Raw genomic sequence first — 13,365 nt, 5'->3', positions numbered from 1 at the left:
GGATGGCATGAAAGTCAGATTTTGGGGTGTCCGCGGTTCCATTGCATCACCCGGCCCGAACACCGTGCGCTATGGCGGCAACACCACCTGCATAGAGATACGCACCGACAACAATGAGCTGATCATTATTGATGCAGGCACCGGCATCTTCCCTCTGTCCCAGACCTTGCTGGCGGAGTTGCCGGTAACGGCCAATGTGCTCATCACCCACTCGCACTGGGACCACATTCAGGGTTTGCCGTTTTTCATCCCCAACTTCATTCCTGGCAACCTGCTGCGACTGCATGGTGCGTTTGACCCGGTATCGGGCAAAGGCGTGGAGCACATCATGTCGGTGCAACTGCAGTACAGCTATTTTCCGGTGCGCGAGGCCGAGATGAAGGGCCGCATTGAATATGTCACGCTCGCGCCGGAACAAAGCATCCAGATTGGCTCCGCGACGGTCACCCCCTACCTAATGAACCATCCCGTCATCGACTTCGGCTACCGGATTGAAGCCAATGGCAAATCCGTCTTCTTTACCGGTGACCATGAGCCCCCGATGAACATTTATGAGCCGGAAGATGACGGCTATGCCGAGTATCAAACCTTCGTCGACGAAAAAGCCGACAGCATCCTGCGTGCCATGCGCGGGGTGGATGTGTTGATTGCAGACTGCTCCTACACCGAGCAGGAATACCCGGCCAAAAAGGGCTGGGGGCACGGCACTTTCAACTCCAGCATCAAGTACGCCAAAGACGCCGGGGCCAAGCTGCTGTTTTGTACGCACCACGAACCCACCCGCAGCGATGACGCGCTCGATGAAGTTTTCCGGCAAGTGCTCGCTGACAACCCACCCGAAGCGGGTGGTCCGGTCTATCGGCTGGCCCGCGAGGGTGAAACCTACGAGTTTTAGCGCCATGCTGAAAATTGACTTCCGCGCACGCCATGCCTTGTACAGCGTTGACGCCACCCGCCGTATCGAACACGCCGCTCAAGCGGCCCTGCCACCCCATACCTTGATGCAACGCGCCGGCCTGGCGGTGGCGCAACTGGCCCTGGCAATCGCACCCCACGCCCGACGCATCTGGATAGCGTGCGGCCCCGGCAACAACGGTGGCGATGGACTGGAAGCCGCCCTGCACCTGCAGCACTGGGGAAAATCACCCGTGGTGACCTGGCTGGGCAGCCCCGGCAAAGCGCCCAAGGACGCTGCCACATCCTATGGCCGTGCGGTCGAGGCCGGGGTCAGCTTCACTGATACGCCGCCGCAAGACTACGACTTGTGCATCGATGCCCTGCTGGGCATCGGTAGCGACCATCGAGCGCCAGAAGGCCGCATGGCGCACTGGATCAACCTGATGAATGCGGGCCCCGCCCCCGTGCTGGCCGTGGATATACCCACCGGACTACAGTCCGACACCGGCGCGATGGCGCAGCACAGCGTCACAGCCCGGCACACCTTGAGTCTGCTCACTCTCAAACCCGGTTTGTTTACCGCCCATGGACGCGACGCCGCAGGCACCGTCTGGCTGGACGAGCTGGATACGGGGCACAACCCATCAGTGGCTCGGCCAATCGCCACGCCCACGGCCTGGTTGGCGGGCGCGCCAGACGCGGTGGCACGGCGCCACGCCTCGCACAAAGGAAGTTTCGGCGATGTCGCGGTGGTGGGCGGTGCCGAGGGCATGACGGGTGCGGCCCTGCTGGCGGCCTCTGCCGCCCTGTATGCGGGCGCGGGCCGGGTCTTTGTGGGACTGCTGGATGGCGGCAGCCTGAAGGTCGACCTAAGCCAGCCCGAACTGATGTTCCGACCGATCGATAGGCTGGATTTCAAGGCCATGACGGTGGTCTGCGGCTGTGGCGGCGGAGACGCCATCCGCGGCCCGCTGGCCAGGATATTAGCGACTTCAGCCGCCGTTGTAATTGATGCTGATGCTATCAACTCAATAGCAAATGACAGCCAACTCGAAACCCTGCTGCTGACCCGCGGCAAGCGTCTTGCGGCCACGGTACTGACACCCCATCCCCTGGAAGCCGCCCGCTTGCTGGGCCGCACCGCGGCTGAGGTGCAACACGACCGGTTGGCAGCCGCCCAGCAACTGGCGCAGCGCTTTGACTGCACTGTGGTGCTCAAAGGCTCGGGCACCGTCATTGCCGCGCCCGGTCAAACACCGGTCATCAACCCCACCGGCAATGCCCGATTAGCCACAGCCGGCACCGGCGATGTGCTGGCCGGCATGGTCGGGGCCCGCTTGGCGGAGGGGCTGGCCGCCTTCACCGCCGCCAGCCAGGCGGTCTACCAGCATGGCCTGGCTGCCGAGCACTGGCACATTGACACCCCCTTGGTGGCCGGATCACTGGCCCGACAAGCACCAACAGGGGCTTGGTTGGACTAGTTTTGTTGCGTAATGTCATAGACAGCCAGCAAGAATATTATTCAGCGATGTATATTGACGCAGCACCATGCGTCCATTGAAGACCGCACGCTAGCAGGCACGCGAAGCCAGTTCAAAAAAATCTGATTCAGTGGACCTGCACCGCCGCGGCACCTCTTGCCGTTTCATAAATCAATAAAAAGCTCCGGCCCCTTTAGAAGCCCAATTGACGTTGAAACCTGTATGAACTTTCGCTTCTTTCAGTGCCTGTCGCTAAAAACAAAAGTGACCCTCTTCACGCTGACGATTTTTCTCGTCGGAATTTGGTCCCTGTCGTTCTACGCCAGTCGCATGCTGCGGGAAGATATGCAGCGCCTATTGGGTGAACAGCAATTTTCGACCGTGTCGCTGATCGCAGCAGGGATCAATGACGAGTTGGACGAACGCTTGAGCGCACTGGAAAAAGTTGCAGCCAACGTTGACCCGGCCATGCTGAACAAGACGGCGGCCTTGCAGACCTATCTGGAACAGTTGTCTATTTTTCAGCGCCTGTTTAATGGAGGCATCTTCGTCACCCGGCTTGATGGCGTGGCAACGGCTTCTATTCCACGCTCGGCAGAACGGCTCGGCGTCAATTACCTGGACAGAGATTTCATTGCTGCCGCGCTCAACGAAGGAAAGACAAGCATCGGTCGACCGGTCATGGGCAAAAAGCTGCTGTCACCAGTTGTCGTCATGGCCGCACCTATTCGCGATGCGCAAGGCAAGGTTATCGGGGCCTTGGCGGGGGTCACCAACCTGGGTGCACCCAATTTTCTGGAAAAGATCACCAACCACAGTTATGGGAAGACTGGCGCCTATCTGTTGGCAGCGCCGCAACACAACCTGTTCGTGACCAGTTCCGACACAAGCCGCATCATGCGACCGCTCCCCGCCCCCGGCATCAACCCGCTGCACGACAAGTTCGCCCAAGGCTACGAAGGCTATGGCATTCTTGTTAATTTCCGTGGCGAAGAAGAACTGGCTGCGGCCAAAAGCATCCCCTTGGCAGGCTGGTTTATGGGTATCGGGCTACCGACCACGGAAGCTTTTTCCCCGATTCGAGCCATGCAGCAGCGCATGCTGGGGGCCACTATTCTCCTCACCCTGCTGGCGGGTAGCCTGACCTGGTGGCTGTTACGGCGCCAACTCTCACCGCTGCTGGCGGCCATGAATACGCTGGCAACCCTGCCGGTAGCAAACCAGCCCTTGCAGCCCTTGCCGATAAGCAAGCAGGATGAAATTGGCCTGTTGATCGGAGGATTCAATCGGCTCATTGCAACTTTGGCGCACCGGGAAAAGGACTTGAAGGAAAGCGAATTTCGCTGGAAATTTGCCATTGAAGGGTCCGGGGATGGCCTTTGGGATTGGGACATTGCCAACGGCACGGTGTTTTTCACCCGGCTCGGGAAGGCCATGCTCGGCTTTGCCGAAGACGAAATTGGGAATGATCCGCAGGAGTGGGAAAAGCGCATTCATCCAGAGGACCGGGCCGACGCCCACACTTCATTGCATGCGCATCTCGACGGCAAGACCGCAATTTACCTCCGCGAACACCGGGTCTTGTGCAAGGACGGGGGCTATCTGTGGATCCTCGATCGCGGCATGGTGGTCAGCCGCAGCGAAGACGGCACACCCTTGCGAATGATTGGCACGCAAACCGATATCAGCGTGCGCAAACAGGATGAAGACTTGATCAAAGCGCAACAAACGCAAATCAAACTCGCCGCGCAGGTCTTCGCCCAGGGCCGCGAAGGCATCACAATTTCAGATGCCCAGGGCAATATCGTCATGGTCAACAAGGCCTTTACCACGATCAGCGGCTACACCGAGGCGGAACTGTTAGGCCAGAACACGCGCCTCTTGTCTTCCGGGCAGCACAGCCCGGCGTTCTACCGTGCCATGTGGAAGGCCATCAAGATCCAGGATTACTGGGCCGGTGAAATCCGGGATTGCCGCAAAGACGGCACTGAATACTCGGCGTGGCTGGCCATTTCAGCGATGCGCGACGAGCAAGGGCAGATCACGCACTACCTCGGTAATTTCAATGACTTGAGCGATGCCAAGCTCGCAGAAAGCCGCATCCAGTGGCTGTCCCATTTCGACCACCTCACTGGCCTCCCTAACCGCGCGCTGCTCAAGGACCGTACCGCGCAATCGATCAGCGCGGTGCACCGCGACAGCGAAACCCTGAGCATGATGCTGCTGGGCATCGACCATTTCAAGCGGATCACCGACACCCTGGGACACCACGTCGGCGACGAGTTGCTGATGGAAGTGGCCAAACGGCTATGTGCCACGGTAAGTGCCCAGGATACGGTGGCACGCTCAAGCGGCAAGGAATTTGTCCTGGTGCTACCCGGCACCGCTTCGGCCGATGCTGCGCAGCTGGCCACCGAACTGTTAAAAAAGCTGGCACAACCCTGTCAAATGGGCGATCACGAGTTGACCGTGACCGTCTCCATCGGTATCGCCAGTTACCCCGACAACGGCCGCGACTTTGACTCGCTATTCAAGGCGGTGGAAATAGCCATGCACCGCGCCAAGGCCAATGGGCGCAACACCTTCGAGGTCTATAGCGACGACATGTACCAGGAAGCGGCCGACCGCAACCACATGACCCAGGCCTTGCGCAATGCGGCCGCGTTGAATCAACTGCAACTGGTCTACCAACCGCTGGTCGACCTGCAGACCGGACAAATCAGCGGTCTGGAAGCGCTGTTGCGCTGGCAGCACCCCGAATTGGGTTCTGTCTCGCCGGTCCAATTCATTCCATTGGCCGAAAAATCGGGGCTGATCAAGGGCATTGGCGAATGGGTATTACGGCGGGCTTGTAGCGATATTCGCACCTGGCTGGACAAGGGCATGAAGGTGCCGCCTGTGGCGATCAACGTTTCACCCCTTCAGTTTCGTGATGCCGATTTGATTGAACAAGTAGAGAATGTCCTCGCTGAGGCGCGAATCGATCCTGCGCTTATTTACCTCGAAGTAACCGAGGGGGCACTGATGGAGGATATTCACCGAAGCGAGGCCATGCTCATGAAACTCAAGGAACTGGGCGTAAAACTCGCGCTCGACGACTTTGGCACGGGTTACTCATCGCTGAGTTACCTCAAACGCTTCCCCTTTGACAAGGTCAAGATTGACCAGTCCTTTGTGCGTGAAATAGCCACCAGCCAGAGCGACAACGTGCTTGTCAAGGTGATCGTCTCCATGGCCCATGGCCTGGGTCTGAAGGTGATCGCCGAGGGCGTGGAGACCGAAGCCCAGTGTGAGATCCTGCGCACGCATATCTGTGACGAAATTCAGGGTTATTTCTTTTCCCGACCTGTTTCCGCCCAGGCCATTGAAGAGCTCTTTGCCGAAGGTCGGCAGCTACCGCCCCATCTGCTGCGGCTCAAAAAACCGCAACGGACCTTGCTGTTGGTTGATGACGAACCCAGTATTTTGGCCTCGCTCAAACGCCTGTTCAGGCCGGATGGTCACATCATCCTGACCGCCAACAGCGGGTCGGAGGGTCTGGAGGTGTTGTCCACGCACAAAGTCGACGTCATCATCTCCGACCAGCGCATGCCCGGCATGACCGGCGTGGAGTTTCTGCGCGCGGCCAAGGTCAACTACCCCGACACCATCCGTATCGTCCTGTCGGGGTATACCGAATTGAAATTCGTCACCGATGCCATCAACGAAGGGGCCGTCTACCGCTTTCTCACCAAACCATGGGAGGACGGGCAGCTTCGCGAACACATCCACAAGGCTTTTGAACACAAGGAACTGCTGGAAGATAACCGACAGCTCGACATCAAAATCCGCAGCACAAACCAGGAACTGGTCGCCGCCAACCGGCAACTCGGTGACGTTTTGCAAAAGACACGCCACCAGATCGAACGCGACGAATCCAGCCTGGCGATCGCGCGTGAAGCCATGCAGTACATGCCGCTGCCGGTCATTGGCGTGGACGACGAAGGTCTGATGGCTTTCGTCAATACCGCCGCAGAGCAGCTGTTCGTCCAGACTGGCCCCCTCTTGGGCGCAAAACTGGCCGATGCCCTGCCTGCGCTCGATACAGCCATTGCCGGTGCCGTTGAAGGGGTGCCCTGTGAACTACGGATTGATCGCGCCGGCTACCTTGTCAAGTGGAACACGATGGGCGCGAACTCGCGATCCCGGGGAATACTCGTGACATTAACCCCGACCGGACGGGCTTCATGACCCGCTACCGAACGGCTGAATCGTCATGAACACCCTCACTGGATTTGTCCAAGGACGAAGACAACCTCGTGCCGCCTATTGCCACGGGCCTGTCTCGCTTTAAACACCAGAATGGAGAAAAATCCTTGAGCATCTCAAATCAGGCTACCCCAATGGAAGCACATCACCTGGATGATCTGAGTCTGGCCGGCTTTTTTGATGCCAGCCCGGTACCCACTTTCGTGATCAACACCCAGCATGTGGTGACGCATTTCAACAAGGCGTGCGAAAATCTGCTGGGCGTGAAGGCGCAGGACATGATCGGCGAGCGCAAACTCGGTCAGGTCTTCTATGACCACGACCGACCGGTTCTGGCCGACCTGATTGTGGATGAGTCCGCCGCCGATGAGTTGGAACGCCTGTACACGAACCAAGCCCACCGATCGCAACTCATTGCAGACGCCTACGAAACCGAGGCGTTTTTCCCTCATCTTGGCGACGACGGATGCTGGCTGCTCTTCACGGCCACCCCGTTGCGCAATTCAGACGGATCGATTGCCGGGGCCGTTGAAACACTGCAAGACATTACCGGCCGCAAACGTGCCGAAGAGGCCCTGCTCAAGTACCAGAGTACGCTGGAAGAATTGATTGAAAAGCGAACCACTGAACTGGCGCAAACCAATCGGGCTCTGCTGGAAGATGTTGCGCGACGCGAGGCGGCTGAGGCCGCCCTGCTGAGCCGCAATACAGAATTGAATGAGCTCAATGCCAAACTCTCAATGGCACAAGAGCATCTGGCACAGTCCGAAAAGCTGGCCTCAATCGGGCAACTGGCCGCCGGAGTCGCGCACGAGATCAACAACCCGATTGGCTATATCTTCTCCAATTTCGGCACGCTCGAAAAATACCTCGCGGACCTGTTTCAGATGTTGGACGCTTACGAAAAGGCGGAAAGCTCTCATGGCAATGCGCAGACCCGGTTAGCGCTTGAGACCTTGAGAAACGACATTGAGCTCGGTTTCCTCAAAGAGGACATCCCGACTCTGATGCGCGAATCCAAAGAGGGTCTCGTACGGGTCCGAACAATCGTGCAGAATCTCAAGGACTTCTCGCATGTGGACGCCAGCCTGGACTGGCAATTCACCAACCTGCTTCAGGGCATTGATGCGACACTTAATATGGTCAACAACGAGGTGAGGTACAAAGCCGACATCGTGAAGGACTACGACGTTCTGCCCGAAGTGCAATGCATTTCCTCAGAAATCAACCAGGTGGTGATGAACCTGCTGATCAACGCCGCCGACGCCATCGGCCCCGCACGCGGCCAAATCACCGTGCGCACGGGGGTCGAGACTGGCAAGGTCTGGTTTGAAGTGGCCGACACGGGTACGGGCATCCCAAAGGAAGTGCTGCCGCGTATTTTTGATCCTTTTTTCACCAGCAAGCCTGTGGGCAAAGGCACCGGCTTGGGCTTGTCATTGTCCTATGGCATCGTCCAAAAGCACCACGGCAGTATCGACGTACAGACTGAAATGGGCAAAGGCAGCACCTTCCGCGTCACGCTGCCCATTAACCAGTCGGCAACGCCAGCAGCCTACAAAGAGAGTCAAGCATGACCGAAGCCAGCACAGCGCCAGACACCCGCAAGACAAAAGCGCCCACGATTCTGTGCGTGGACGACGAGCCCAATATTTTGTCGTCCCTGCGACGCCTGTTTCGAACCAAGGGCTACCAGGTGCTTGTCGCGGAAAGTGGCAAAGCCGGATTGGCGCTATTGGAAACCGAATCTGTTGATCTCGTGATTTCCGACATGCGCATGCCCGAGATGGATGGCGCCAAGTTTCTTGAACAGGTGCGGGTTCGCTGGCCCGACACGGTGCGCCTGCTGCTCACCGGTTACTCGGACATCAGCTCCATCATCGACGCGATCAACCGGGGAGAAATCTACCGCTACATCACCAAGCCCTGGGATGACAACGACATCGTACTGATCGTGCGGCATGCGCTTGAGCGCCAAGCACTGGAGCAGGAAAAAAAACGTCTCGAAGCCCTGACCCTCTCCCAGAATGAGGAGCTCAAGACCCTCAACGCGAGTCTGGAAGCCAAGGTCGAGGCGCGCACGGCCGAGCTCAGGATCGCCAACGAGTCCCTGCTAGGCGCCAATGAAAAGCTCAAGAGCAGCTTTGTTACCTCCATCAAGGTGTTCTCAACCCTGATCGAAATGCGCGGCGGCAGCCTGGCTGGCCATTCCCGTCGAGTGGCCGACCTCTCACGGCGCATCGGATTTCAACTCAAGCTCGATAACAAACAAGTTCAGGAAATTTTTGTTGCAGGCCTGCTGCACGAAATTGGCAAAGTCGGTTTTGCAGACGAATTGCTCAACACGCCGGTCCCAATGATGATCACACGCCAGCTCGACGCCTACCGCAAACATACGGTACGGGCAGAACAATTGCTGATGCCTTTGCAGGATTTACAAGGCGCGGCCGAGATCATCGGCGCCCAACTCGAGCGCTTCGACGGTGCGGGTTTTCCTGAGCGACTGCTTGAACACAACATCCCCATTGGCGCACGAATTCTGGCGTTGACCAGCGATTACGACAATCTGCAAACCGGCACCTTGTCGCAGCGTCGGCTCAATCCGGAAGAAGCCAAGGCTGTCATCGTCCAAAGCAGCGGAAAACGCTACGACCCCGAGGTGGTGAATGCATTCCTGACCGTGCTTGGCGGCATCCCGCGCGAGGAAGCAGAACGAGAACGCACGGGCGAAATAACGGTGGCCGCGCGTGATTTGCAAGTTGGCATGGTACTGTCTCGCGACCTCATATCCCCCAGTGGATTGTTGATGCTGTCAGCCGACCACACGCTGGATGAGCGCCTGATTCGCAAAATCATGAACTTTGAAAAGTCGGGTGGACTACAACTAACCGCGCATATTCGGCTGGACCGAAGAACCTGAATGAGCATCAACAGGAACACTGGCGCACTTGGACAGCACGGCGGTAGTTAAAGGTTGTGGCGAAAAAGCCGCCCGACAGAATCCTTTTTTACTATAAAAATAAGAGCTACTCGCGCTTATTACATAAGGGCTAGAGGCCGATATCTTATAAATTATTTAGCCACGACCGGCAAAGGGCATCTTGGTCGCCATCACGGTGTGAAACATCACGTTCGCCTCCAGCGGCAGACTGGCCATGTACAGAACCGATTGACCCACGATGTCCACATCCAGCAAAGGTTCGATTGCAATGTCGCCATTGGCCTGCACAATGCCCGTGGCCATGCGTTGGGCCATCTCGGTTGCGGCATTGCCAATGTCAATCTGACCGACAGCAATGTCGTACTTGCGACCATCAAGAGAAGCCGCTTTCGTAAGCCCCGTGACCGCGTGTTTGGTCGATGTGTAGGCAATGGAATTAGGGCGTGGCGTGGTGGCCGAAATGGAGCCATTGTTAATGATGCGCCCGCCACGCGGTGTCTGAGCCTTCATCACCCGGAACGCCTGCTGCAGACATAAAAACATGCCTGTGAGATTGATGTCCACCACGTTCTGCCACTGCGCCAGGGTCAGGTCTTCCAGCAAAATGCCGGGCGCGCTGACGCCGGCATTGTTGAACAGCACATCGACCCGGCCAAATTGAGTTACAGCGGCATCAAACAGTGCTTTCACAGCGTCGGGGTCAGACACATCGGTAGGGACCGCCAGCGCCCGTTCAGGGGCTCCGCTGAGCGCAATCACATCAGCCAAAGGGCCGGGGCGCCGACCTGCCAGCACGACCCGAAAGCCATCTTTGAGCAGCGCCAGAACAACCGCTTTACCAATACCGGTGCCGGCACCGGTGACGATGGCAACTTTTGAAATTGAAGTCATATCAGATCAGGACCGGCGGCGGGGTTTTTTCCCTTTGTCTTTGCTCTTGACTGCCGCCTGTCGGGCGACCGCCTTCACGGACTGAATCGAGGATTTGGGAGCACGCGCCAAAGGCTCTGCTATCTTTCGTGTCGGGCGCTTGCCAGAATCGTTACGCGACTCGGCATCCAACGGGGCGCGGTTGCCGCCCTCACGTTGCGCCCCTTTGTCTTTCATCGCGCGTGAAACCAGTCCCTCACCTTCTTGAACCAGCCGGAAATCAATCCTGCGGCCATCCAGATCGACCCGGCTGACCTGGATACGCAAACGGGTGCCAATGGCATAACGCATCCCCGTGCGTTCACCGCGCAGTTCTTGGCGCGCTTCATCAAAACGGAAGTAATCACCGCCCAACTCGGTAATGTGCACCAGTCCTTCAACAAACATGGCGTCCAGTGTGACAAACAGTCCGAAGCTCGTCACCGAGCTGACAACGCCGCCGTACTCTTCACCAAGGTGCTCGTGCATGTACTTGCATTTGAGCCAGGCTTCAACATCGCGACTGGCCTCGTCGGCACGGCGTTCATTGGCACTGCAGTGCAGGCCTGCAGCTTGCCAGGCCTGGGTTTCGGGACTCAACTTCTTGGGCTTTTGTCCCGGTTCAGCCACCCGTGCGGCCAGCCCTTTCTCAAGCCGTCTCGACAACTTGGCATGGGCCTCACCAGGCGTTGGCAACACCGGCAACTGGTACTTGGTCTTGGCCAGAATCGCCATGATGACCCGGTGCACCAGCAGATCCGGGTAACGTCGAATCGGACTGGTGAAGTGCGTGTAGGCATCAAACGCCAAACCAAAGTGGCCTTCGTTAAGCGGCGTGTAGATGGCCTGCTGCATGGAACGCAACAACATCGAGTGAATCTGCTGCGCATCCGGCCGGTCTTTGGTCGCCGTGGCAATGGCCTGAAACTCGCCTGGTGCGGGATTGTCACTGATGGACAAGCCCAAGCCAGTGACTTTAAGATAATTGCGGAGAATTTCAATCTTCTCGGGCGTCGGGCCTTCATGCACCCGAAACAAACCGGCATGTTTGCTGTGGGCAATGAAGTCAGCGCTGCAAACGTTGGCGGCCAGCATGGCTTCTTCAATCAGCTTGTGCGCATCATTGCGGGTGCGTGGCACGATTTTTTCGATGCGTCCGCTCGCATCACAAACGATCTGCGTCTCCACGGTCTCAAAATCCACGGCGCCACGGCGCACGCGGGATTTCAGCAGGGCGCGATACACATCGTGCAGATTCATCAAATCCGTCACCCGCTCTTTGCGTTTGAGCGCCTCGGGACCATGGGTGTTGGCCAGAATCGCCGCCACCTCGTTGTAGGTGAAGCGAGCATGACTCCACATCACAGCCGGGTAAAACTGATAGGCCGACACTTCGCCGTCCTCGGTCACCATCATGTCGCACACCATGCAGAGGCGTTCAACTTCCGGGTTGAGCGAACACAAGCCGTTGGACAATTTTTCGGGCAGCATGGGAATGACGCGGCGCGGGAAATACACGCTGGTAGCGCGGTCATAGGCGTCCACATCAATCGCAGAACCAGTTTCTACATAGTGACTCACATCGGCAATCGCCACCAGCAAGCGCCAGCCCTTGACGGCAGACTTGCCCCGGCCTATTTTTGTCGGTTCGCAATACACCGCATCATCAAAATCTCGGGCATCTTCGCCATCAATGGTCACCAGCGCGATATCGGTCAAATCAACACGATGCTTTTTGTCATGTGGGCGCACCTTGTCAGGCAGCGTTCGGGCCAAGGCAATGCAAGCTTCAGAAAACTCATGCGGCACGCTGTATTTGCGTACCGCTATTTCAATCTCCATACCGGCATCGTCGACCTCGCCCAACACCTCCGTGACGCGGCCTACTGGTTGACCATACAAGGCGGGCGCCTCAGTCAACTCAACGACCACGACCTGCCCCGGTTTGGCAGAGCCCGTCGCCGCTTTAGGAATCAATACATCCTGACCGTAACGTTTATCTTCAGGAACAACGATCCAAATGCCACTCTCCTGCAACAGACGCCCGATGATGGGTTGCTTGGGGCGCTCAATGATTTCAATCACCCGCCCCTCAGGTCGACCTTTGCGGTCACTGCGCACAATGCGAACCATGACGCGGTCTTTGTGCAGGACGGCACGCATTTCATTAGGGGGCAAATAGATGTCGGAAGCACCGTCATCGCGGGAGACGAACCCATGGCCATCACGGTGACCTTGAACTGTTCCTTCAACTTCATCCAGCAAGCCGCTGGTTGGGCTAATATTTTTGATAGAACTACTCTCTTTCCTGGTATGTACAGGCGACGGAATTGGCAGACGCACTAATTGACGAACAAGCAGTGACAGATTGATCCTAGCATCTCGCAATCAAAATTGCTAAAAGCAAAGCAATGGCTATGAGCCTGTCATATTTGCATTATTAGATTAAAAATTCCGTGCAAAATAGTGACTTGCCATCAAGGTTGGCAAAGAGACACTAGAAGCTATGGCATAATAGCATCCATGCCCGGATGGCGGAATTGGTAGACGCGCACGGTTCAGGTCCGTGTGCCGCAAGGTGTGGAGGTTCGAGTCCTCTTCCGGGCACCAAAAATAGGAAAGCCCCTTGCAATTGCAAGGGGCTTTTTCTTTGGTGAAGCATATTTACCGACTTTACGAGTCGTCTGATTTAGAGCTTGAATTTAGTTTCGAGATTTGCAGGCAGGAGCGCCCTAGTTCTTGCCACCCATTGAAACAGCCTCCTCCAAAAAAAATGGGGCTGCCATTTGGCACTTCCTCCCATAGAAAAAGAAACTCAACAGCTGCTCTGATTTCGATCAGGGGCACTCATACCCCCCGGCGTTGCCGAGCCTCTTCTACCAAGGTTGC

7 protein-coding genes and 1 tRNA gene are annotated in these 13,365 nt (G+C 57.2%); 6 read left to right on the top strand and 2 right to left on the bottom strand.

What is annotated here, in order from left to right:
- The first annotated feature begins 7 nt into the window (after positions 1-7).
- The 5 genes from HHJ17_RS17320 to HHJ17_RS17300 all read left to right on the top strand — a co-directional run bounded on the left by HHJ17_RS17320 (position 8) and on the right by HHJ17_RS17300 (position 9,546).
- Positions 8-895, top strand: a complete 888-nt coding sequence (locus HHJ17_RS17320; RefSeq protein WP_296506693.1) for an MBL fold metallo-hydrolase — start codon at positions 8-10, stop codon at positions 893-895.
- 4 nt (positions 896-899) lie between these two features.
- Positions 900-2,378, top strand: a complete 1,479-nt coding sequence (locus tag HHJ17_RS17315) for an NAD(P)H-hydrate dehydratase (protein ID WP_296506691.1) — start codon at positions 900-902, stop codon at positions 2,376-2,378.
- Positions 2,379-2,600: 222 nt separating this feature from the next.
- Positions 2,601-6,608: an EAL domain-containing protein gene (locus HHJ17_RS17310; RefSeq protein WP_296501792.1), complete on the top strand. Its 4,008-nt coding sequence runs from the start codon at positions 2,601-2,603 to the stop codon at positions 6,606-6,608.
- 152 nt (positions 6,609-6,760) lie between these two features.
- Positions 6,761-8,203 carry an ATP-binding protein gene (locus HHJ17_RS17305; protein WP_296501791.1) on the top strand — a complete coding sequence of 481 codons (1,443 nt, stop codon included), beginning with the start codon at positions 6,761-6,763 and terminating at the stop codon, positions 8,201-8,203.
- Entirely contained in the window at positions 8,200-9,546 is a 1,347-nt protein-coding gene (locus HHJ17_RS17300; protein WP_296501790.1) for an HD domain-containing phosphohydrolase, read from the top strand. The genes HHJ17_RS17305 and HHJ17_RS17300 overlap by 4 nt, the downstream gene beginning before the upstream one ends.
- A gap of 156 nt (positions 9,547-9,702) precedes the next feature.
- On the opposite strand, the gene HHJ17_RS17295 is transcribed toward HHJ17_RS17300, so the two are convergent.
- On the bottom strand, positions 9,703-10,458 hold the full coding sequence (locus tag HHJ17_RS17295; RefSeq protein ID WP_296501789.1) for an SDR family oxidoreductase: 756 nt from the start codon (positions 10,456-10,458) through the stop codon (positions 9,703-9,705).
- A 6-nt stretch (positions 10,459-10,464) separates the two neighbouring features.
- Entirely contained in the window at positions 10,465-12,741 is a 2,277-nt protein-coding gene (gene rnr, locus HHJ17_RS17290) for a ribonuclease R (protein ID WP_296501788.1), read from the bottom strand.
- Between the two features lie 260 nt (positions 12,742-13,001).
- Here rnr and HHJ17_RS17285 point away from each other — a divergent pair.
- Positions 13,002-13,086 (top strand) — tRNA-Leu (locus HHJ17_RS17285).
- Positions 13,087-13,365: the final 279 nt, after the last annotated feature.

The organism is Rhodoferax sp. (assembly GCF_012927445.1).
Lineage (GTDB): Bacteria > Pseudomonadota > Gammaproteobacteria > Burkholderiales > Burkholderiaceae_C > Rhodoferax.
Note: the sequence above shows the minus strand (reverse complement) of the source record. Positions and strands in the feature narration are given on the sequence as shown.